Origin of the sequence: Lysinibacillus sp. SGAir0095, assembly GCF_005491425.1 — a bacterium.
In the GTDB taxonomy this organism is placed as follows: Bacteria; Bacillota; Bacilli; order Bacillales_A; family Planococcaceae; genus Ureibacillus.
On record NZ_CP028083.1, the window covers coordinates 3,293,643 to 3,316,342 of the forward strand.

The following is a 22,700-nucleotide window of genomic DNA, read 5'->3' on the forward strand; positions in this document are numbered from 1 at the left end:
CCTACTGCAATGTTTTCGCGAAGCCCGCGAATTGTTCTCGAAGTTTGAATTTTTGAATTTTTCCCGAAGCCGTCATTGGATAGCTGTCGATGAAAAAGATATACCTCGGAATTTTATGCCACGATATTTTTCCAGTGCAAAATTCCTTTATTTCCTCTGCTGTCGCTAACTGCCCTTCCTTCAAGATGATCCAGGCCACAGCTTCCTCTCCGTACTTCTCATCCGGGACACCTGTTACCTGGACATCCAGCACTTTTGGGTGTTGATACAGGAATTCTTCTATTTCGCGTGGATAAATATTTTCTCCCCCACGAATAATCATGTCCTTCAGTCGTCCTGTAACACGAACGTATCCATTTTCATCCATCGTGCCAAGGTCACCCGTATGAAGCCAGTTGTCTGAGTCAATCGCCTCTTCCGTCGCTGCAGGGTTACTATAGTAACCTTTCATCACCACATAGCCTCGAGCACAAATTTCTCCTTGTTCTCCTCTTGGAACCTCATCATTCGTACCTGGCTTCATAATTTTCACTTCTACATTCGGCAAAGCCCGGCCAACTGTCTCAACTTTAAGATTCAATGGGTCATCTGCACGTGTTTGTGTGATTACTGGCGAAGATTCAGTCTGACCATAGCAAATTGTCACATCTTCCATTCCCATTATATTGATGACGTTCCTCATCACTTCAATTGGACAGTTGGAACCTGCCATGACGCCTGTTCGTAATGATGATAGATTAAATTCCATAATATTCGGTAAATTTAGCTCACTGATAAACATGGTCGGTACCCCGTGAAGCGCAGTACATTTCTCTTTTTCTACCGTTCGTAGTACTTCCTCTGGGTTGAATTCTTGAACAGGTACCATTGTGCCCCCTGCTGAAACAATAGCCAAAGTACCGATCACGCAGCCGAAGCAATGGAAAAACGGTACAGGGATGCATAGGCGGTCTTCGTGTGTTAGCTTCATGCATTCTGCAATATTAATAGCATTATTGATTAAGTTGGAATGTCTGAGCATAACACCTTTAGGAAAACCAGTCGTCCCTGATGTATATTGAATATTGATGACATCTTCATATGTTAAGGTTTGTTTGCGCTGCTCTAGTTGCTCATCTGATACCTCGCCACTCTTCGCCATAAATTCCTCATAGCTGAACGTCCCAGGATAGTGCTTATCACTAATTACTATAACGGTTTTCAAAAGCGGCAAACGCTCACTTTGCAAATGACCAGGTTCTGAGTATTTCAGCTCCGGACACAGTTCATATAATGTGTCAATGAATGAATGATCCCGAAATTGGTCAATTAGTATAATCGCTCTTGTATCCGATTGCTTGAGTAAAAATTCCAGTTCACTTGTACGGTAATTTGTATTGACTGTTACTAGCGGTGCGCCCATCTTCCCGGAACCAAACTGAAGCACTGGCCACTGGGGTACGTTCGTCGTCCATACCGAGAAATGATGCCCTTTTTCAAGTCCGATAGCCATTAAAGCTTTCGCCACTAAATCACTTTCTTTATGGAACTGGGCATAGGTCATCCGTAAATTACGGTCTGCATAAACTAATGCCTCTCGTTCTGGAAATTGTGCGCACCTTTCTTCTAATAACTCGCTAAGCGTTTGATAAACCAACTCTGCCATACGCAATCCTCCCCTTATTCATTTGCCAAAGAACTAACAGCCTAGTACACGTGAAATGACAACTCGCTGGATTTCCGATGTTCCTTCCCCGATTTCCATCAGTTTGATATCACGTAAATGACGTTCAACATCATATTCGGCCATATACCCATACCCGCCATGAATTTGGATAGCCTGGTTACAAGTACGGAAACCCATCTCGGAGGCAAATAGTTTTGCGTATGCTGCCTCTTTTTTGAACGGCTTGCCTTGATCCTTCAACCATGCTGCCTTCATAACCATATTGCGCGCCAATTCGATTTCCATCGCCATATCCGCTAATTTGAACTGGATTGCCTGTAATTTAGAAATTGATTTTCCAAATTGCACACGTTCCTTGGAATATTGCAGTGCTTTTTCAAAAGCCGATTGCGCAATCCCGACAGATAGTGCAGCGATTGAAATACGACCGCCATCCAATGTATTTAAGAACTGACCGAACCCTTTCTTTTCATCTCCAAGTACATTTTCTCGAGGTACACGGACGTTTTCCAAGATAATTTCACAAGTATTCGATGCACGAACACCCATTTTCTGATAATCCGAACGAATCGTTACACCTGGTGTGTCAGTTGGTACAATGATCGCCGTGATGATGTTTTTTCCTCGATCATCCTTCCCCGTAACAGCTGTTACAACAACCTGACGCGCATAGCTAGCATTCGTAATCCAGCATTTCTCTCCGTTAATAACCCATTCATCCCCATCGATGTAAGCTTTGGTCCTTGTGCCCCCTGCATCAGAGCCTGCGTTCGGTTCTGTCAGTCCAAACGAGCCCAAAGTTTTCCCTTCCGCCATAGGAACGAGAAATTCCTTCTTTTGCTCTTCTGTTCCAAAGTTATAGAAAGGTGCTGCTCCTAAGCTTACAGCCGCGGCATAGCTCAAGCCCGTACCTCCACATGCACGCCCAATTTCCTCTACGGCTAATGCATAAGAAATTGTATCTCCTCCTGAACCGCCATATTCTTCAGGGAAAGGTATGCCGAACAAGCCAAGCTCAGCCATTTTATCGAAGCTTTCTTTTCTAAATTCATGCTTTTCGTCCAGTTCACGTGCGTACGGAGCAATTTCTTCCTGTGCAAATTCCTTCACCATATCGCGAATCATTTGTTGTTCTTTTGTCAATTCAAAATTCATCCCTTATTCCCCCTTTGATTTTTTGGACTAATTCATCTGGTACTGACTAGTCGGTTTGTACGTGATTTTAAAAAAACCAGGCTCCATTGACTGGCTAACTACTTCTACCTAAATTAGGTATTTTTTTGCTCTTGCTTCCTGCATCCCTTGCTCTGTCATAATCCCTCTGAGAATTAAATCATTAAAATGGCGTGTAATCTGCTCCATTGTCAGGCTGCCGTTCTGCCGGTACCATTTATAGGTCCAGTTCACTAATCCAATGATGGCCATTGTCGTGATTGTAGTGGAAATGTCTGACCGGAAATGGCCGCTTTTCTTTCCATCCTCAATCACCTGTTCAATCAGCTTCCGGTATTCTGTTCGCTTTTCCTTGATGATATTTTTATACTCTGGCGGTAAATAAGCGCTTTCATCATAGAAGACAGTAATATGGCGCTGATATACATCAAATACATTTGTAAACGCATACAACATGGCGCACACTTTATCGATAGGTGTTTCATTTTCGTCATATGCTTTTTTCGTTTGTTTTAACACATGAGATATGAACACATCATGTATTTCATATAACAAAGCATCCTTCGATTTGAACTTATGATAAAATCCACCCTTGGAAGTTCCGGCTGTTGCGACAATTTCATCTACCGACACACCGTGGTATCCTTTATGCCGGAAAAGATCCAGTGCCGTATCAATAATTCGTTCCTTTAAAGACTGTACGACCAATTTTTCTCCCCCCATCTATCACCCCTTAGACTTCAGGAATCATTTTAGTTTTGTTAAATATTACTATTTCAAATATAGCATTCATCCATTTCTCAGTCTAGTAGATTTGCACAAAAATCATCGAATATACCTATTTATTCTACTTTAAGACATGTTTTTTCGACTATCATTTCAATCTAGATACCTAGATTTCTGTTTAAGAAGTTTCATTCCTTGATTCAAATTCAAGTACAGTTTAACCTGTAATATGATCGTTTCGCCCCGTCTCAAAGTCACAACATGCACTCCATTATATTCTTGGTTTCTTTATATTATGTATTGAAAATACAACATGCGAAAAAAAAGACAAAGCCATTGAATGACTTTGTCTTTTTATTTAGGAAGCGTATTATTTTTGTTGTGCTAACCAAGCAGCAGCTGCTTCCGCATCTTCACCTTGTAGTAAGCCTTTTGGCATTCCGCCACGACCATTTACGATTACATCATGAATTTCTTCTTCAGAAAGACGTCCACCAACGTCTGCAAGTGACGGTGTATTTCCCATACCTTCTAAATTACCACCATGACATGATATACAATTTGCGTTAACGAGTTCTTCACCGGCTCCAGCATCTGCACCGCCTGTAGCAGTATCACCTGTACCTGTTGTGTCCTCTGTTGTTGTATCTTCCGTACCTGTGTTAGTATCAGTTGCTTCGTCGTCACCGCCACCACACGCAGCAAGGAATAATGCTGAACCGAATACTAGTGCTAACCATGCTTTTTTCATTTTTGAACCCCTCCAAAAAGATATAAAGTAAATACAGATTACATTGGTAAGTATACCAAAGTTAGACTCTTTTGAAACCTTCTCCCAGCACCTCATAAGCATCGGAAACAATCACAAACGCAGTCGGGTCAACGGTTTTAATGATTTGTTTCAGCTTTGTGAATTCTGATTGATACACAACCACCATTAGCATAAGACGTTCTTCCCCGGTATATCCTCCAAAGGCAGGCACCTTTGTAACGCCTCGATCAATATCCGCGTAAATTGCGTCGCGGATTTCATCTTGTTTGTTAGAGATTATATACACCATTTTTGATTGGCTAAAACCTAACTGAACAATATCGATTGTCTTCGTCGTTACAAATAGTCCAATTAATGCATACAATCCCTTTTCTAGATCAAAGACTAAAGCTGCACTAATTGCAATAATACCGTCAATCAATAGAACGCTTGTACCTAACGTCAGCCCAGTATATTTTGTAATAATTTGGGCCAGTAAATCTGTACCACCAGTAGAAGCATTCCCTTTAAATACAAAACCAATACCTAGACCAACAATAATTCCCCCAAAAAGGGCAGCTAATAGTGCATTTGTAGTTAATGCCCCCATGTTGGCAAACACAATAACAAAGAATGGCAATGCTAATGTACCTACAAATGATTTTAGCCCGAAATTTTTGCCTAATACGAATACACCAGCAACGAATAGCGGAATATTAAAAGCATATTGAACAATTCCTGCATTCCATCCAAAAAGACCATTTAAAATGGTACTGATCCCACTAACGCCTCCGGAAGCTACTTGATTGGGGAATAAAAATGCATTAAATCCAAATGCTATCACCGCAGCACCGAGAAGTACATAAATGTATTCCTGTATAATATCTTTTGTAGAATTTGAGACATTATTCTTGTTTATTTTACTCATATATTTCCTCACTCACATCAAATTCTCATTTGCAAATTTCTCCTGCATGATTATAACAAACAAGCTTGAAAAAGAGAACTTTAGTAAGATGAAGGGATAGACGAATCTTGATTTGCCATTATATAAATAAGGTACTTTTCTATTTTACAGTGCATAATTAAAAAGACAGCCCTTAAAAAGGACTGTCCCACAGTATTTAATCTTCTTTAAAAATTGTAGACCATTCGTTACGTTTTTCAAGCATTTCTGCTGCTAATTCTTTTGCACCCTCTAAACTATGATTCGCAGCCCAACCACATTGTACTTCGTTACATGCAGGAACTTCTGTTGCATTGACAACATCCTTTAATGTATTTTCTAAAATCGTAAGTACTTCCTCATAGTTATCATGATTAATCATTGTTAAATAAAAACCTGTTTGACATCCCATTGGACTCATATCAACAACGTGTTCTGTATGGTTGCGAATATTTTCTGCCATTAAGTGCTCAATTGAGTGAAGAGCATCCATTTTCATATGATCGATATTTGGTTGTTTAAATCGAACGTCATATTTGAGGACAATATCCCCATTTTGTCCTTCTTTCGTTCCTGCAAGGCGAACATATGGTGCAGCAACTTTTGTATGATCTAAATTAAAGCTTTCTACATTCATTATAGGCATTCTAAAACCCTCTTTCTAGTATTGTTGATAGTATACATTCTCGTTAAATAGTTTGATTTATCAAACTACTTATCTTTCTATTTCATTTTACAAGAGAAAGCTATTTTTTGTCACTTGAGGGATATCATTATTTCTATAGATGCAACTATACTAAATATTTTTCAAACCATGATACGATTTGTTCTAAACGTTCAATTCGTAAATTTGGCGTTCCAGTACGAGATAGATTATGGTTATTATCTGGGAAGCGAACAAAGCTCGTTTCTTTCCCCATCGATTTTAACGTAATATATAACTGCTCGGCCTGTTCAATCGGGCAACGGAAATCTAGTTCGCTATGCAAGATTAATAGAGGTGTTTCGATATTTTTGGCATATTTCAAAGGTGAATGCGCCCATAGTTTTTCTGGGTCCATCATATCTGTCCCAATTTGCCATGGAGTGAAATAATAGCCGATATCCGATACACCAAAGAAGCTTATCCAGTTTGAAATACTGCGCTGAGTAACGGCTGCTTTAAAACGATTTGTTTGTCCGACAATCCAGTTTGTCATAAAGCCACCATAGCTGCCACCTGTTACGCCTAGACGATTCACATCGATCCATGTTTCCTCACCTAAAACATGGTCCAGACCTGCCATAATATCTTCGTAATCCCCACCGCCATAATTACCACGAACACCGTTTACAAATTCTTGGCTATAACCATGGCTACCTCGAGGATTTACATATAAAACACCATATCCCTGTGCCGCAAGCAATTGTAGTTCATGGAAAAATGAGTTTGCGTACATTGCATGTGGTCCACCATGTATTTCAACAACCAATGGATATTTTTTATCTTCTTCGAAATTGGCAGGCTTCATTAACCAGCCATGCACCTGTATATCATCTTTACTTGTGTAGACAATTGGTTCTGGTTTTGAAAGCTTCACTTCATTTAACCATTCATCATTGAAATGCGTTACTTGCGTTCTTTCACCTTTTGCAATTTCATAAACAAATAACTCACCAGGGAATGTAGGATCAGAAACAGCAATTAAAGCTAATTGTCCGTCCTTCGAAATCGCATAGTCATAGACATGCTCTCCTTCTTTTGAAGCAGGATATATCGCTCCTTCTAAACTAGCGTAATATACCTGCACATCTCCTAAATTCGAAAGCTGGAAGTACAGATCATTTGTTTCTGTCCAAACGATGCTTGGCGCATATACTCCTTGCTGCGTATCTGCAACCGCATAATCGCCAACAGGGCAATCAATGCTTTCTGTCAGATTTTGTGTCACGCCATTTTCAATTTCATATACATAAACATTCGAATGTGTAGCATTTTTAAATGAAGCATCGCTGCCCACGTAAGCAATATACTTACCATCATATGAAAACTTCGCTCCACCATAATAGCCTTCATGATCCACCAGTACGGTTTCATTTTTCGTTTCAACATCTACCAGTATTAATGGCTGTCTAAAATCATAATCTTTCTGCTCTTCGCGATTTACACCAATAATGACCTGCTTGCCGTCTGGTGAAATATCGAAAAGCGAATATGAATGGTTGCCTTCAGAAAATTGTTCGATTGTATCATCCTTTATCGAAAGGATGGCTATTTGAGAATGCACTTCTTGTTTTGTTAACCCATGCCCTTTTAAACCATCCATTTTATAGCGCATTTTGTCCACTACATAAGCTGTAGGTTTTTCTTTCTCTTCTTTCTCTTTTTTTGCAGCGTCATTAAATGTTCTATCTTCTTTTAGACTGCTTGTAATCCAGATTTTTTCTCCACATGGAGACCATAAAAAAGAGTTGATCCCTGATTCAACATGGGTGATTTTTTTGGCTTCACCACCGGTTTTATTCAGTATATATAATTGGTTTTTCTCATCACGATTGGAGATAAAAGCAATCTGTTCTCCATTTGGCGACCATTTTGGAGAGGAAATACGTTCATTTCCAAACGTCCATTGTGTAACTACTTTTGAATCCACATTTAAGTGATAAATGCTTGAGAAGTATTGATTTTCTTTTTCATCAATCCTTGTCTTAATAAATACAGCTTCTTTATTATTAGGGGAAAGCTGCGGATTTGTAACAGATTGAATTTTAAATAAATCCTCTTTTTCTAGTAATCTTTTTTCTGCCATTTTGTCCACCCTTTCAAAACATACTTCGATTTCCGTAATATAAAGTTTATCACTAACACCCCTTATGTCAAACAATTTTTAAAAATCAAAAAAATGTTTGGGGACCAGGTACACATACAATTATGAATATTCAGAATTGTATGTGTACCTGGTCCCCGAACAATAAAAAATGATGTCTCGTTTATGAGACATCACCTTCAATGCTTTATTTCGTTTTTAGAATTTCTTTTAATGAACGGCGCAATATTTTACCTGTTGAATTTTTTGGGAGCTCGTCCAATTGTTCGATAACTGTCGGTACTTTGTATTTTACAAGACGCTGTGCACAGTATGCTTGCAGTTCTTCAATTGTCGTGCTGTTGTCTTTTAACACAACATAAGCATGTACCGCTTCTCCGAGATTCATATCCGGCAAGCCAACAACGGCCGCTTCGACTACGTTAGGATGTGTAAATAATACTTCTTCTACCTCACGTGGATAGACGTTAAATCCTCCAACAATGATCATATCTTTCTTCCGATCGACAATATAGAAGTACCCATCCTCATCCTTTTTCGCCAAATCCCCTGTGTATAACCATTCGCCTCTAATCGCATTAGCTGTTTCTTCAGGCATTTTGTAATAGCCCTTCATCACATTTGGACCACGAACGATTAATTCGCCTACTTCACCCACAGGAACTTCTGTGCCGTATTCATCGACTACTTTGTTCTCAACGTTTGAAATTGACATGCCAATTGAACCAGCTTTTCGTTCACGATCAAGTGGGTTAAAGCAAGTGACAGGGGAAGCCTCAGAAAGACCATAGCCTTCCGACACTTTTACTTTAAACTTCTCTTCAAAATCATAAAGAACTTGTACTGGTAACGGTGCTCCACCAGATACAGCCAATCGTAAATTCGAGAAGTTTTCTGCCTCCCCATCAAATTGATAAAGGAAATTATACATTGTCGGAACACCTGCAAAAACAGTGGCATTTTGGCTTCCAGCAAGTTCATAAATTTCACCTGGACTAAATCGAGGCGCTAATAGAACAGTAGCTCCTTGAAGAAGTGGTGCATTTACGACAACCGTTAATGCAAATACATGGAATACCGGCAATGTTGCAATGACACGATCTTCAGGCGTCATACCTAAATATTCGCCAACATCTCGTGCGTTTGAAAATAGGTTGCGATGTGTTAACATAGCTCCCTTTGGATATCCAGTTGTTCCTGATGTGTACAAAATAATCGCTACATCATCTTCTTCTACTGGTACAGGGTTAACTGTGTTTTGTGCAGAAGCTAGAATTTGAGAGAATAAATGCGTTTTCTCTTTCGCACGATTTGATAGCGCATTCAATTTTTCGGCTATATCTTCGCTCGTTTCACAAATAATACAGTTTTCTACCTGTGGTAATGCCTTCACCCCTACTTCCACTAAAGGCAGTAGCATATCAAGTGCAATAACGGTCTTTACATCGCCATTTTGAATGATATAAGCAATTTCATCTTGCGTGTACATCGGATTTACAGGAATTGCAGTTGCTCCGATTCGCATAGTTGCATACAACGAAATTAAGAAATGTGGAGTATTGCCTAACAAAAACGCCACATGATCTCCTTTTTCTACCCCTAGTTGTTGAAGACCAGCTGCAAATCGACTAACTGTTTGCTCAAATTCACCGTATGTAGTGTCTCTCCCTAAAAAATGATATGCATGTTTTTCGGGTTGTTCTAATGCGGTTTGTCGAACACGTTCAACTAAATTCAAAACACCCATCCCCCTTTGCATTTGTGCCCCGTTGTCCATTTAAATGAAAACGAAGTGAAAATGAATAGATATTCATTTACCAGATATTATAAATTAAATATTCTAATAAAACAATAGAGTATCTTGTTTTATGACGTATTTTTTATCGAAAAATAAATATTATTCTATTAATAACGTTTTTTTTGTTATTCCCTTACATATGCGATATATCGCCATCTAATCAGATTATAATAGATAATTTCAATGATAACCAAGAAGACAAAGGCAAAGACAACCTCTTTTACTATCGAAACATTCACAAAATTTCTCATTATATTTTGAAGAGCAAAAAATGCAAATAGACTGTGGCATAGAGCAACTCCCCACGGTAAAAAGAATTGAGGAAGCAAAAGTTTTGTTACCAAGGATTTCAGCTCTGAATTTGAGATGCCCATTCGTTTTAAGACATCGAATTTCTTCTTCTCTGCCTCTAAGTTCGTGTGCAATCTAAAATAGATAAAGCTTCCTGCCGCCAATAAAAACACAGCTGCTACCAGTAACCCAACTAAAGTGAATAATGAATAGGTAGATAATATATAAGAATAATTCAATCCTGCATTTTCAAAATAATAAGGCAGTTTGTACTCTTCTTCTACATATTCTTCTGCTACTTCCTGTTGAATCGATAACCCGACCTCATCCGCTTCAATCCACTGCGGAATATCAAATGTAAACAAATGATAGCCTGGCTCGAAATGCGGAAAACCACTATATGGCCTTATCAATCTTCTAAAATCAACATCACTTACAATAATCGAATTTAACCCGACAATAGACGAAGGAAAAATAAGCTCCGGATATACTTGATCAATGGTAATTCTTACATCGTTTTCAAGCAGAACCGTTTCCACCTTCTTCTTAGCTAATTCTTTAATGGAATCCTTCGAATAGGGAATAAACATTGCTTCCCCTCTAGACAAACGAACCATTGGAAAACCGTAAGAAAACAACAAATTATTAATATCGGACTCTTTAAAAACCTCTACTTCAAAACTTGTAAAGGAGGATGTCTGCTTTAATACGGTAAACCTTGTTAGATGATACGATAATCCCTTATCCTCTAGCTCAGTTATGAGAGAAGAAATATGCTCTCGTTCCATTGGATTATCAATATGTCCTTTGTAAATTAAACCCAAAGGATTTAACTTATCATATTGAGAGGTGTAGGATGACAATGTAGCAAGTAAACCAATGGATAAAAAGGCCATGGTTGTTACAATCGTCATCACGAAAAACATTTTCCCATTATTTTTCAGGATAAAAGATTGCTCTGCCATTGGAAGCATTCTTGATTTTTTCCAGTACATTAACCTTCTATTTTTGATTCTATCCACAAAATACTGGGTCGTATCTGTAAAAAACAAATAAGTGCCCAGTGTGATCAATATAGGAATAAAAACAGAAAACATAATCATATTGGACTTTGTAGTCAATAATGCTAAACCATATCCACTAAGGATAAAAACAATCCCAAGAATGGCTTTTCTTTTCGTAAAGTCGACATCAATTTGGATATTTTTGTATCCATTTAATAAATCAATTACCTTTTTTTCAGGTGAAAATTGAACACTAAATAAAGAAATAAGAATAAATGCACTAAAATATACAGCAATGGTTAATAGGAACGGCTCCCATGAAAGATATAAAGGCAAATCCTCCAACATGAGAATTTCACGAACGATCATAAAGAAGAACTTTGAAAAAGAATATCCAAAAATAATGCCGAGAATAATTGAAATGAAGCCAATAATGATGGTTTCTAAAAAAATCATTCTTGTAAGCTGTTTTCTTTCCATCCCTAAATGAATCAAAATAGCAAATTCCTTTGCCCTTGCCTCCAAAAAGGCTTTCATGGAATAAAAAATAAAGAACCACGAAAACAAGACTAAGATGATTTCAGCCACAACCATCCATATAATGGGTACATTTCCCAAAAAACCATTTTCAATTTCAGGGTGAAACATCAGCATAGAGTAAATAAAAAATACTAATACCGAAAAGAAACTGGCCATAAAAAATGCCGCATAGATTCGGATATTTCGAATGACATTACGGTAAGCGAATTGATGAAAGGTCACCTACTTGTCCTCCTCCTAATAAACTGAGTACATTTAGTATTCGTTGGAAAAATGTTTGGCGCCTGTCATCACGATGAATCTCATTGAAAAACTCCCCATCCTTTATAAACAGTACCCTATCACAGAAGCTCGCTGCAATCGGATCATGCGTCACCATTATAATGGTTGCTTGCTTTTCTCTGTTAATATTGCTTAACAGCTCGAGTACTTCACGGGAATTGTTCGAATCTAGATTCCCAGTAGGCTCATCAGCTAAGATCATGGCAGGTTCATGAATTAATGCTCGCGCAATCGCCACTCTTTGTGCCTGCCCACCTGAAATCTCGTTTGGTCGTTTATATAATATTGTTGTTAGGTCAAGGCGCTCAGCCAGAAGCATTAATCGCTCTTCCATTACCTTTACCGGCTGTTGATCTAAAGTTAATGGAAGCACAATATTCTCTTCAACCGTGAGCATCGGCAATAAATTAAAATCCTGAAATACAAAGCCAAGCTCCCGTCTTCTAAAATAGGCTAGCTCTGTACTGTTTAAATTTTGCGGTTTTACATCATTGAAAATAATTTCTCCCGATGTAGGACGATCAATCGTGGAAATGAGATTTAATAGGGTTGACTTCCCACTACCAGACGGTCCCATGACTGCTAAAAACTCTCCTTTATCAACCTCAAAGGAAAGCTGGTTTAGTGCACGATTTGTCACTTTTCCTTCATATACCTTTGTCACATCTTGTACCTGTAAAATTGACATAGTTTCATCCCTCTTTAACATAAAGTTTACTCTGGTGAAGCGGTTTAATTACACTGGAATGTAAGAGTAATCGTCGTACCTACCCCTACCTCTGATTCAATTTCAAATTTATGACCTAGCTTTTCACAAATTTCGCTCGCCAAATATAAGCCCATTCCTGTGGATTCACCTGTTTTCCGTCCGTTTTCCCCAGTGAAAAAGGCCTTCGTTACTCTTGTTAAATCGGATTTTGGTATCCCTATACCTTCGTCTCGAATTGTTAACTTTACTTCTGCATCCTTCTTTGTTGCTGTGACAATAATTCGTTTATTTTGCTCAAATGTGTACTTTACTGCATTCGTTATAAACTGACCTAAAATAAATTTTAACCACTTTGAATCACTTGCAATGACTAATTCATCATCAATTTGTGTTTCCGGGAAAACTCGTTTTGTTATAAATAAACGCTTATTTTCATTGATAGTTGCATTCACAATTTGTTTTAGGTACACTCGCTCGATTTGCATATCGTCTTCAAACTTCTCAAGACGTGCATTCATTAAAACCATTTCAAGGCCTCTTTTTATGCGATCCACTTCTTCTTGGACACTTTTTTTATCAAGAGGTGCCTCTTCCTGCAATAATAGTTCCAAAACTGATACAGGTGTTTTCATTTGGTGAATCCATTGATTTAAAAACTTTTCCTGTCTATTCTGTGAGGCATAAAGTGCATGTACCTCGTGCTGATAAACACGATAGAGCTCGTGCAGGTAGCTTTCGGTTTGAGTATGTTCAAATGACTTTGCATTTTTTTGTAATGCATCCTCCATTGTTTGAGGGAGCTGTGTAATCTTTTTAAAATAGCTTTGCCTTATAAAATACCTGAAACCTAAAAAGGAAACGATAAGAATGATGCTAATAATCATGGCGTATATGGCGGTACTCATATTTCGGAAGCCGTCTAGCCAGTAAAGCGACATAATAAATACCACAACAATCACTTCAAACACTAAGAAGGAAATATGCTCCTTTATAAATAACTTCAAGCTCATTACTGCTCCTCCGAGTTGAGAACAAAGCGATAGCCCGCTCCTCGAACTGTCTCAATGACTGAGTCAACACCGTAGTCAGCCAGTTTCTTCCGCACCCGTGTCATGTTCACATTCAGCGTATTTTCATCTACAAATGCTTGATCGTCCCAAAGCTCTTCAAGTAGTTTTTCTCGTGAAACTACCTTTGGTGCTTGTCCCATCAGTAAATCTAAAATAATGCATTCCTTCTTTTGCAAAGGAATTTCGATTTCTTTTTTGTGTAATTCCATGCGTTCAAGATAGAGCGTTAACTGACCTAAAGAGACTGTTCTTTCCTCTTGGCGTGAGGAATACTCTCCATAGGTTCTTCTTAGATGACTGCGAATCTTAGCTAAGACAATTTCATAGTTAAACGGCTTTGTTATAAAATCATCCCCGCCGTTTTCCAAGGCGAAAATTTGATCCATCTCACCTGAGCGTGCTGAAATGAAGATAATTGGACATTTTGTATGCTGCCTTAATTGTCGGCACCAATAATAACCATCATAAGAAGGTAAATTGATATCTAATAAAATAATGTGGGGAGAAAAGGCAATACTTTCTTCCACAATTCCTTCAAAATTTTGTACAATTTCAACCTCATATTGATACTTTCTTAATGTATCTGCTAAAAGGGAGGCGATTTTTTGATCGTCTTCCACGATAAAAATCCGGGTAGTTTCCATGTTTATTCCCCCATACTTGGATTGGAGTGCTAAAGATTATAATCTCAAAGGACTCAGGCTATGTATGCGCAAATTCTGATGTCTCTTTTTTATTTCCTGCTTCAATAACAGTGTATCAAAAAAGCGCTGCTCCATAAACAACAGCCTCCCTCAAGAACACTATATAAAAAAACAACTCGACCCAAAATAAGTCGAGTTGATGTTTTTTCTTATCCAGATCCCTGAAATGCCCTTCTTACCTAAACGTGAAAGCCTAAGTCCTCTGTTTTAATAGATTAATTTTAAAAAGTCTTCTTTCGTTACGGCTCCAAAATAATGGGTAGTATCAATCGCATCTAATGCTTCAGCAATGCTTGTACGGTCATATTTCACACCGACTAACAGCTTTTCAATGTCCGCAACATCGCCTACACCAAAGAAATCACCAAAGATTTTGATTTCTTCGATAATCCCTTTATTCACTTCTAGGCGAATATCGATGCCACCTGAAGGGAATCGGTTTGTTTTTTGAATATTAAAGCGTGGGGATTTTCCATAGTTCCATTCCCATTTTTGATAACGTTCTGCCGATATTTCGTGTATTTTATTCCAATCTTCGTCCGTTAACTCATAGTATTGAATATACTCTTCACCAGCGAAGATTGATTTTAAAATTTCCATTCTAAATTCTTCAATCGTCATCGGCTCTTTTAAATAGTCCGAAATATTTCCTACGCGAGAACGAACAGATTTAATGCCTTTAGATTCAATCTTGTCCTTTTTCACTTTTAACGAGGACACAACTGCATCCACATCTGTTTTGAACATTAAAGTACCGTGACTAAACATACGGCCTCTTGTTGAATATTGTGCGTTGCCGGATACTTTCCGACCTTCTGCCAAGATATCATTTCGACCAGAAAGCTCCGCATTCACTCCTAATTTCTCTAATGCATCCACAACAGGCTGCGTGAACTTTTTATAGTTATGGAAGCTGTTTCCATCATCTTTCGTTAAGAAGCTGAAATTTAGATTGTTTAAATCATGGTATACCGCGCCGCCGCCTGATAAACGTCTTACCACAATGATGCCATTTTCTTCAACATAATCTGTATTAATTTCTTCGATTGTGTTTTGGTTTTTCCCAATGATGATCGATGGTTGATTGATATAGAACAGTAGAAAATCGTCCTTCTCAATATCCATATTTCTTAATATAAATTCTTCAATTGCTAAATTTATCCGTGGGTCAGTAATCCCCTTGTTATCAATAAAATACACTATCTTCACTCCTCTATAGCCTTTATTTTACACGAAAAATTAAGAAAATCACGATATATGCCGTTTATAGTACATATCAATGATTTTCTTACAGGTTTAGCTTTTGGTTATGATTTTTTTCAATGATAGGAGAATTGCTATCCTCCTTTTACAATGGAGAATTTGCATTGTAATGCCTACTTTGCTTTATTCGGTTTTAAACTCTGTGTAAAACTTACCTGTACAAGCATAAAGAAGATTCCAATACCAATTATGCTGATTATTTGAGAGTTTCCAGAGAAAACGGAGTAATACATAAGGGCAATAGCCAAGATAAATAACCCCCAGGTAACTAAGGAGTAAATTTTATATAGACCCTTTAGCATGACGTATTTTTCACCATCATCAAATTGATCAAAATATTCTTGCTGATAGTTTTTCGATTTAGGATCTGGCAGTGTAAATGTCGGATTTGTAATTTTAATAATTTTATCACTAGGAAATAAATTAAAAAACGATACCACCATTAATACAGCGCTAACTCCAACAATATCCGGTTGACTCTCTCTTAGTAAAATAAAGCCCACAAGCGTTGCAACCGTTGCTAATGAAAAAGCAACTTGTATGTATACCGCTGCTGAGTATGCTCTCCTTTCCAACTCTAAATGATGATCATCTTCATTTTCACTTTCTACTTCAAGCAGGCTCCCTCTAACTGCATTGTTTATTTTGTATCGAGCTAATATTAAACAAAAAACAATCACTAAATTTACGATATATAACAGATTTTCTTCCATCACTTGTCCATTAAACCTAGATTTCAATTCATATAAACCATATAAGAATATTAGTGTGTATACCACCAGCATCTTCACGACAATTCCTCCTCACTAAAAATAAATACATTTTCGATTGGTTCTTTAAATACATTCGCAATTCTTACGGCAATAATTAGGGAGGGCATATATTCGTTTCTTTCAATTAAACTTACTGTCTGTCTAGAGACTCTCGCTTTTTTCGCTAGTTCGGTCTGATTAAGACCTTCCCTTGCCCGTAATTCTTTGAGTCGAGTTTTCATTTCTTCACCTCAAATAAAGAGTAAATGATTATTGTCTTTTTGACAATTATAATAGTCAAAAAGACGATGAACGGTTTCAATATCTATATATATATTCAATTCTTATCCACTTTTTCTCATCAAAGTTTGCATTACTTATGTAGGTATTATAGCTTTTGTGCTGAAAGCTTAAAAAATATTTCAACAATTATTTTTTTATAGGCAAATGGGTATTGACGATTTCAAACTGTTATAATACAATGTAAATAATTAAATCAGTAATATAACAGATGTCCAAAAGGAGGGACGAAGGCATGTTAGAAAACGTTGTGGAGTTTTTCAAAAATTTACCTGACAAAGTATGTGTACAATGTGGAGATAAAATTGAAGAACAGAGCGAATGCTACAGCAGCAATTGCGAAAAATGTAACGCTCTATAGTCGTCGTCAGTCGTTTTATTATTGATTTCTGGACTCTCATCTAAGAAAAGATGAACCTATAAGTAAACTGCTTACACAACAAACCCCTCAAAGCTCGCTCAAGCTTTGAGGGGTTTTTCGTTACAAACAGTTTTATCTTTTCTTACATAGCGTTAGCTTGAATGCTACTTTTACTAGTTAGGGTTTTGTTGGCGTTCTTCAACAGAAGATGGATGCCCTCTTCCCTCACCCGGAAATAATTTTGGTCGTTCATCAACACGATGAACGACCAAAGCATCTACGCATTATTCATGTTCGTGATTATGCTCACTTTCTTCTTGAGTGTCATGGTCACTATGGTTCATTTCCCCTTCAGTTTCAGTTTCAGTTTCAGAGGAGTCCTCATTATTGTCCATATCCATATTCATTTCCATTGATTCGTTACTATCGTCTTCTTTCACTTGGCTCATGTCTGGTTGGCCAACGATGATTTGCTGTTTTGGCATTACATGTAAACCACGTGCTGTTGTGTGCGCATACATGTAGTAGACACCATCATGATCAAATGTCGTTTCTGCCTTATAAACGCCATCAGCATCTAATTTTCCATCAATCATTTGTGCATTTTCGCGGTATCCAGATTCCCAAACCTCAAATTGAACAGACTCGGCGTCATCCACATTTTCTTTGTTTTGAGTAATATGAGCGGCTAGTTCAACTGTTTCATTTGCTGCTACTTCCTCTGGTGTTAGGATATCAACCATTACTTCTAATGCAGCTGCATCGATTGGTTCTTTATTTGTATCTACTTCATGCTCATTTGATGAGCAACCTATTAATAATGCCTGCACTGCTACTAAACTTAGTAACCATTTTTTCATGTAGATTTCCTCCATCACTCATATAATGCTAATCTATGGTTATTCCCTTATTATTTTAGTCAAAATGGGAATGTTTGAACCACCATTAGTATAACGTACTTACGTTCAAATAATTTTGATAAAATTGTGAACTAATTGAACTGCATCATTTCTAAACCGAACTAGAATCTACAATTCTCTAGAACGAAAAAAGAGCCGCCTATATTCCATAAGGCAACTCCATTTCATCAAGCATATTGGTATTCAAACATTTCTTTTAATAAATCAACAGCAATACTTTTTCCCTGTGCAACACAGTCAGGTACACTAATCCCATCATAGGAACTACCAACCAGCTTAACATTGGGCAATTCTGCAAATAAATGCTGTTTCATTACTTCCATACGTTCATCATGACCAACAGTGTATTGAGGCATTGATTCATTCCACCGTGAAACGACTGTAAAGATAGGTGCATCTTCCAAACCAATTAATTTTTCTAAATCTTTCAATACCGTTTTCTCTATATCGCTATCGGAAAGTTCAACTATGGCTTCATCTCCGACACGCCCGATGTATACACGCAATAAATCATACCCAACTGGCGCAACATCATTCCATTTATGATTACACCAAGTACACGTTGTAATGGCAATGTCACTATTTCTCGAAACAAAAAAGTTCATGGCGTCCTTATACTTCTTTGATTCTCCTTGTTTAAAAGCCATTGTAACCGTTGCTATCGTGGCATACTGCATTTTTTGAAGCCCATCTAATAAACCTGAATGTTCCAGAACCTCTTTTGCTGCATTGAAAGGTGTTGTCAGAATGACTGCGTCACATTTAATAGGTGCAATATTATTCGTATATATTTGAACGGACCCATCATTCAGTCGATCGATCGATTGAACCTTTACACCTTTTAATATGGAATTTGGAGATAATTGTGATGCCAGGGATTCAATGAGTGTTTCTAAACCATTTTGGAATGTTTGATATGTCTCAATATGTTCATTTCTTAATGTTTCCCCTGATTTTTTTAAACCAAGGATTAAACTCCGATGCTGTTTCTCAAGTTGATAAAATTGAGGAAACATTGCCTTAATGCTTAAATGGTCAATGTCCCCCGCAAACGTCCCTGCAAGTAACGGTTCAACTAAATTTTCTACAACCTCTTTACCAAAACGACGTCTGAAGAAATCTCCAATTGGCTCATCTTCATCCTCTTTTGTCTTCGGTAACAGTAAATCTCCTGCAGCACGAAGCTTACCACTTAAAGAAAATAGACCGGAAGTAATGAAGGAAGAGACATCAAGAGCCCCACCGAACGTTAACAAATTCGGGATAGGGTGCAAATTACTACCTACCGCTACAAAGGTGCGCCCATCATTATTCGGAATCATCTGCTGTTCAATCCCTAAATCCATAGCCAAATCCCGTACACTATTTTTATAGTCTAAAAAAGATTCGGGACCTCGTTCAATGATAAATCCATCTTTTTTTAAAGTCTGGATTTTCCCTCCTAAACGCAAAGATGCTTCGATTAAGACAACATCTACTGGCAAATTGTTCAGTTCTGCCTTCTTTTGTAAATAGTATGCTGCTGTCAATCCAGTGATTCCACCACCTACTACAGCAACTTTTCGTCTCTCCCCGGTCACCCTCATCACACTTCCTACATTCAATTTACTTCGCTAATTTATTATAAATGGCGTCTATCATTGCATCTATGAATAGAGGATGAGTATTTGGCATTGGCGGACGACGATAATTCGCTCCAAGCTCATCACATACCACTTTACATTCATAGTCATTATCGTATAGAACCTCTAAATGCTCTGTAACAAATCCAACTGGTACATATACAAATGAACGGAATCCTTTTTCCTCATAAAGCTCACGTGTTAAATCTTGAACATCTGGCCCCAACCATGGCTCTGGAGTTTGACCAGCTGATTGCCAACCAACTTCCACATTTTTAACACCTGTTGCTTCCTGAATCAAACGAGCTGTTTCGATTAGTTGTTCTTCATATGGATCACCAGCTTCTTTAATCTTCTCTGGTAAAGAGTGGTTAGAAACGATAAGGCAAGCTTTTTCACGTTCTTCATCAGACATATCAGCAAATGCATCATTGACTGTTTGCTTCCAATACTCAATGAACTTTGGCTCGTAATACCAAGATTCTACTGATGTTAACTGCAGATTGCTTCCTAATTTTTCAATCGTTTCTTGTGCACGACCATTGTAAGATTTGATTGAGAAAGTTGAAAAGTGTGGTGCTAATACGATCGATACTGCTTCTTCGATTCCATCGTTTATCATCGCTTCAACTGCATCTTCAATAAAAGGATCAATATGCTTTAAACCGATATATAGTTTGTATTCCACTTCATCTTGCACTTCGTTTAAACGAGCTTCCAGGCTTTGAGCTTGTTTTTTTGTCATTTCAGCAAGGGGTGAAATTCCGCCGATTGCTTTATAGCGGCTTTTTAAATCCTCTAAGTGCTCTTGTGAAGGTTTGCGGCCGTGACGAATATGTGTGTAATATCTTTCTATATCCTCTTCTTTGTATGGAGTTCCATAAGCCATTACTAATAATCCACGTACTGGTTTCAATTTTTTCACCTCTATAGTATGATTCGTTACTAGAAATAATTAACAACGTTTTCTTTATGCAAAATTATAATAATATAGTTTCATCATATCATATTTAGCCTTAGCCTAACTGGTTTACGCGTTCACGGCTATATTCATGAATCAATGTTGTAAGGCGTTTTAACACATCCGGATTTACTTCCGGGAATACGCCATGACCTAGATTAAAGATGTGGCCAGGAATTTCAAGTCCTTGATCGATAATATCTTTAGTACGCTGTTCAATAACAGACCAATCTGCAAGCAACAACGAAGGATCAAGGTTACCTTGTACAGGCTTCATAACTCCTAACTCGCGTGCTTTACGAATTGGCATACGCCAATCTAAGCCAACAACATCGATTGGAAGGTCGTTCCATTCATTGATTAAATGACTTGCACCAACACCAAACTGAATCAACGGCACATTTTCTTTACGTAGCTCTCCAAAAATACGTGTCATTACAGGTTTAATGAACACTCGGTAATCCTCTACATTTAATGCGCCTACCCAAGAGTCAAAAATTTGAATTGCTTTGGCTCCAGCTTCAATTTGTGCAGTGATATCTGCGATAATCATGTCAGCTAGCTTGTCCATTAAAGCAAACCACGCTTTTGGTTCTGATACCATGAATGATTTTGTCTTATTGTAGTTACGAGATGGGCCGCCTTCAATCATATAGCTTGCTAGTGTGAATGGTGCGCCTGCAAAGCCGATCAATGGAACATTTAATTGCTCTTGCGTTAACAATTTAATTGTTTCCAAAACAAATGGTGTATGTTCTTTCGCATTAAATTCGCCAAGTTTTTCAACATCGGCTACTGTACGAATTGGGTTCGAAATAACAGGACCTACACCTGCTTTTATTTTCACGTCAACACCGATACCCGGTAGTGGTGTTACAATGTCTTTATAAAGAATTGCTGCATCCACATCATAGTTTTCTACAGGTAATCTTGTTACATAAGCACATAATTCTGGCTGATGCGTAATTTCTTCAAGTGAATACTTTTCTTTGATTGCACGGTATTCTGGTTGAGAACGTCCTGCTTGACGCATATACCACACAGGAGTGTATTCTGTACGTTCGCCTTTAGCTGCGCGCAATAATGTATCGTTAAATGCTTTCATTTTAGTACCTTCCCCTTCAAAAATAAATTCAATTACGCTCTAGCATCTAATTAGGGTATTTTCTGTTTGGGTATTCTTTTTACAATAAATACCTTTTCGTTACTAAAGCGAAACTTTTTTCAGCAAGATAGTATTTTCTTTAAATAGCTATATTGACTGAACAATAATTGTAAATGTGTCATTGATATCCGTTTTCCAATATATACTTTTAGCAAGATAATGTATAGTTTTATCGACCAAATGTCATAAAATTGTACAATCCATTATGGTTTTTCTATCATAAGTTTTGACAAAAAAATCTTATTTTGTTCTTATTAATAAAAAGACACCGTAGAATTTTAAAAAAGGTTTAGTAATAGCTCTTTTATGGTATACCATTTATACATTCTCAATTTAAGAGGAGTCTGATTTTATGTTTATCTACTTAACCTCCGGAACTGCTGATTATATGGAAAAGCTTAGAAAAAAATATGTGCCTAAAGAACAAATGATTGTGCTGCATGGCTCTGGGAATTCTGTTCTGCTTCATGAAACAGAAGGAAAATCTCTGTTTGCGACACCGCGCAAATATGAGGTAATCGACAGCGTTAACGCTATCGAACAAACAGGCTATTTCGTTTTTAATAATATCCCCGTTTCTGATGATGGACGGCCGGTATTTGAAAAACGATTTTTAAGTCGATCCGGTGCAATTGAAAATGAACCTGGTTTTATTGCCTATCGGTTATTACGTCCTATTGCTTCTGATACGTATATCGTCCTTACTCAATGGACTGGTCCAAATTCCTTTGAAGCATGGAAAAATTCAAGAGCCTTTAAAGAAGCACATAGCAAACCAGACCGTACGACACCAGGTGTACAGCAACAGAATATTTTCAATGCTGCAAGCTATGTAACAACCTATTCAGGCAAATTAACTGAAGACAAATAAATAAAAAGAGCTGTCTCG

21 protein-coding genes are annotated in these 22,700 nt (G+C 37.7%); 2 read left to right on the top strand and 19 right to left on the bottom strand.

Translation table 11 applies throughout. The features are described from left to right. Position 1 precedes the first annotated feature (1 nt). From C1N55_RS16350 to C1N55_RS16420, 15 genes are all read right to left on the bottom strand, one after another. Complete coding sequence (locus C1N55_RS16350) at positions 2–1,645, bottom strand: AMP-binding protein (RefSeq protein WP_240758318.1); 1,644 nt, start codon at positions 1,643–1,645, stop codon at positions 2–4. Positions 1,646–1,678: 33 nt separating this feature from the next. Next, positions 1,679–2,821, bottom strand: coding sequence for an acyl-CoA dehydrogenase family protein (locus C1N55_RS16355; protein ID WP_137729806.1), 1,143 nt, complete (start codon positions 2,819–2,821; stop codon positions 1,679–1,681). Between the two features lie 108 nt (positions 2,822–2,929). Beyond that, a complete protein-coding gene (locus tag C1N55_RS16360; RefSeq protein ID WP_240758319.1) occupies positions 2,930–3,562 on the bottom strand; it encodes a TetR/AcrR family transcriptional regulator in 633 nt (210 codons plus the stop codon). Between the two features lie 373 nt (positions 3,563–3,935). Then, on the bottom strand, positions 3,936–4,316 hold the full coding sequence (gene cccB / locus C1N55_RS16365) for a cytochrome c551 (protein WP_137729808.1): 381 nt from the start codon (positions 4,314–4,316) through the stop codon (positions 3,936–3,938). Positions 4,317–4,377: 61 nt separating this feature from the next. Then, the gene (locus tag C1N55_RS16370; protein ID WP_137729809.1) at positions 4,378–5,244 is read right to left on the bottom strand and encodes a YitT family protein; all 867 of its coding nucleotides are present in this window, start codon (positions 5,242–5,244) and stop codon (positions 4,378–4,380) included. 196 nt (positions 5,245–5,440) lie between these two features. Then, a complete protein-coding gene (locus tag C1N55_RS16375; protein ID WP_137729810.1) occupies positions 5,441–5,908 on the bottom strand; it encodes an S-ribosylhomocysteine lyase in 468 nt (155 codons plus the stop codon). A gap of 145 nt (positions 5,909–6,053) precedes the next feature. Beyond that, positions 6,054–8,051, bottom strand: coding sequence for a S9 family peptidase (locus tag C1N55_RS16380; protein WP_137729811.1), 1,998 nt, complete (start codon positions 8,049–8,051; stop codon positions 6,054–6,056). Positions 8,052–8,256: 205 nt separating this feature from the next. After that, the gene (locus C1N55_RS16385) at positions 8,257–9,807 is read right to left on the bottom strand and encodes a fatty acid--CoA ligase family protein (protein ID WP_137729812.1); all 1,551 of its coding nucleotides are present in this window, start codon (positions 9,805–9,807) and stop codon (positions 8,257–8,259) included. Between the two features lie 185 nt (positions 9,808–9,992). After that, entirely contained in the window at positions 9,993–11,924 is a 1,932-nt protein-coding gene (locus C1N55_RS16390) for an ABC transporter permease (protein ID WP_137729813.1), read from the bottom strand. Then, positions 11,896–12,672 carry an ABC transporter ATP-binding protein gene (locus C1N55_RS16395; protein ID WP_137729814.1) on the bottom strand — a complete coding sequence of 259 codons (777 nt, stop codon included), beginning with the start codon at positions 12,670–12,672 and terminating at the stop codon, positions 11,896–11,898. Before C1N55_RS16395 ends, C1N55_RS16390 begins: the two co-directional genes overlap by 29 nt. A gap of 44 nt (positions 12,673–12,716) precedes the next feature. Continuing rightward, positions 12,717–13,703 (bottom strand): sensor histidine kinase, encoded by a 987-nt coding sequence (locus tag C1N55_RS16400; RefSeq protein ID WP_137729815.1) that lies wholly within the window; start codon positions 13,701–13,703, stop codon positions 12,717–12,719. Beyond that, positions 13,703–14,407: a response regulator transcription factor gene (locus C1N55_RS16405; protein WP_137729816.1), complete on the bottom strand. Its 705-nt coding sequence runs from the start codon at positions 14,405–14,407 to the stop codon at positions 13,703–13,705. The genes C1N55_RS16400 and C1N55_RS16405 overlap by 1 nt, the downstream gene beginning before the upstream one ends. 267 nt (positions 14,408–14,674) lie before the next feature. Beyond that, entirely contained in the window at positions 14,675–15,667 is a 993-nt protein-coding gene (locus C1N55_RS16410; RefSeq protein ID WP_137729817.1) for a lipoate--protein ligase, read from the bottom strand. Positions 15,668–15,843: 176 nt separating this feature from the next. Next, the gene (locus C1N55_RS16415) at positions 15,844–16,515 is read right to left on the bottom strand and encodes a DUF3169 family protein (protein WP_240758502.1); all 672 of its coding nucleotides are present in this window, start codon (positions 16,513–16,515) and stop codon (positions 15,844–15,846) included. Positions 16,516–16,517: 2 nt separating this feature from the next. Continuing rightward, entirely contained in the window at positions 16,518–16,724 is a 207-nt protein-coding gene (locus C1N55_RS16420; RefSeq protein ID WP_137729819.1) for a helix-turn-helix transcriptional regulator, read from the bottom strand. Positions 16,725–17,017: 293 nt separating this feature from the next. On the opposite strand from C1N55_RS16420, the gene yhfH reads away from it, so the two are divergent. After that, a complete protein-coding gene (gene yhfH / locus C1N55_RS16425; protein ID WP_107933720.1) occupies positions 17,018–17,143 on the top strand; it encodes a protein YhfH in 126 nt (41 codons plus the stop codon). A gap of 284 nt (positions 17,144–17,427) precedes the next feature. Here the strand turns inward: yhfH and C1N55_RS16430 are convergent, their stop codons facing one another. The 4 genes from C1N55_RS16430 to hemE form a co-directional block, all read right to left on the bottom strand. Further along, entirely contained in the window at positions 17,428–18,003 is a 576-nt protein-coding gene (locus C1N55_RS16430; protein ID WP_137729820.1) for a FixH family protein, read from the bottom strand. Positions 18,004–18,230: 227 nt separating this feature from the next. Next, on the bottom strand, positions 18,231–19,649 hold the full coding sequence (hemY, locus tag C1N55_RS16435) for a protoporphyrinogen oxidase (RefSeq protein WP_205758482.1): 1,419 nt from the start codon (positions 19,647–19,649) through the stop codon (positions 18,231–18,233). A gap of 19 nt (positions 19,650–19,668) precedes the next feature. Then, the gene (gene hemH, locus C1N55_RS16440) at positions 19,669–20,601 is read right to left on the bottom strand and encodes a ferrochelatase (RefSeq protein WP_137729821.1); all 933 of its coding nucleotides are present in this window, start codon (positions 20,599–20,601) and stop codon (positions 19,669–19,671) included. 100 nt (positions 20,602–20,701) lie between these two features. Further along, on the bottom strand, positions 20,702–21,751 hold the full coding sequence (gene hemE, locus C1N55_RS16445) for a uroporphyrinogen decarboxylase (protein ID WP_137729822.1): 1,050 nt from the start codon (positions 21,749–21,751) through the stop codon (positions 20,702–20,704). Between the two features lie 412 nt (positions 21,752–22,163). Between hemE and C1N55_RS16450 the strand changes: the two genes are divergently transcribed. Continuing rightward, complete coding sequence (locus C1N55_RS16450; RefSeq protein ID WP_137729823.1) at positions 22,164–22,682, top strand: antibiotic biosynthesis monooxygenase family protein; 519 nt, start codon at positions 22,164–22,166, stop codon at positions 22,680–22,682. Positions 22,683–22,700: the final 18 nt, after the last annotated feature.

Excerpts from the sequence above, each read along its gene's own strand:
- C1N55_RS16355 (WP_137729806.1), bottom strand. The coding sequence starts at position 2,821 with ATGAATTTTGAATTGACAAAAGAACAACAAATGATTCGCGATATGGTG.
- C1N55_RS16360 (WP_240758319.1), bottom strand. The coding sequence starts at position 3,562 with ATGGGGGGAGAAAAATTGGTCGTACAGTCTTTAAAGGAACGAATTATT.
- C1N55_RS16420 (WP_137729819.1), bottom strand. The coding sequence starts at position 16,724 with ATGAAAACTCGACTCAAAGAATTACGGGCAAGGGAAGGTCTTAATCAG.
- C1N55_RS16395 (WP_137729814.1), bottom strand. The coding sequence starts at position 12,672 with ATGTCAATTTTACAGGTACAAGATGTGACAAAGGTATATGAAGGAAAA.
- yhfH (WP_107933720.1), top strand. The coding sequence starts at position 17,018 with ATGTTAGAAAACGTTGTGGAGTTTTTCAAAAATTTACCTGACAAAGTA.
- C1N55_RS16430 (WP_137729820.1), bottom strand. The coding sequence starts at position 18,003 with ATGAAAAAATGGTTACTAAGTTTAGTAGCAGTGCAGGCATTATTAATA.
- C1N55_RS16405 (WP_137729816.1), bottom strand. The coding sequence starts at position 14,407 with ATGGAAACTACCCGGATTTTTATCGTGGAAGACGATCAAAAAATCGCC.
- cccB (WP_137729808.1), bottom strand. The coding sequence starts at position 4,316 with ATGAAAAAAGCATGGTTAGCACTAGTATTCGGTTCAGCATTATTCCTT.
- C1N55_RS16450 (WP_137729823.1), top strand. The coding sequence starts at position 22,164 with ATGTTTATCTACTTAACCTCCGGAACTGCTGATTATATGGAAAAGCTT.
- hemE (WP_137729822.1), bottom strand. The coding sequence starts at position 21,751 with ATGAAAGCATTTAACGATACATTATTGCGCGCAGCTAAAGGCGAACGT.
- C1N55_RS16350 (WP_240758318.1), bottom strand. The coding sequence starts at position 1,645 with ATGGCAGAGTTGGTTTATCAAACGCTTAGCGAGTTATTAGAAGAAAGG.
- C1N55_RS16370 (WP_137729809.1), bottom strand. The coding sequence starts at position 5,244 with ATGAGTAAAATAAACAAGAATAATGTCTCAAATTCTACAAAAGATATT.
- hemY (WP_205758482.1), bottom strand. The coding sequence starts at position 19,649 with ATGAGGGTGACCGGGGAGAGACGAAAAGTTGCTGTAGTAGGTGGTGGA.
- C1N55_RS16375 (WP_137729810.1), bottom strand. The coding sequence starts at position 5,908 with ATGCCTATAATGAATGTAGAAAGCTTTAATTTAGATCATACAAAAGTT.
- C1N55_RS16415 (WP_240758502.1), bottom strand. The coding sequence starts at position 16,515 with ATGCTGGTGGTATACACACTAATATTCTTATATGGTTTATATGAATTG.
- C1N55_RS16400 (WP_137729815.1), bottom strand. The coding sequence starts at position 13,703 with ATGAGCTTGAAGTTATTTATAAAGGAGCATATTTCCTTCTTAGTGTTT.
- C1N55_RS16380 (WP_137729811.1), bottom strand. The coding sequence starts at position 8,051 with ATGGCAGAAAAAAGATTACTAGAAAAAGAGGATTTATTTAAAATTCAA.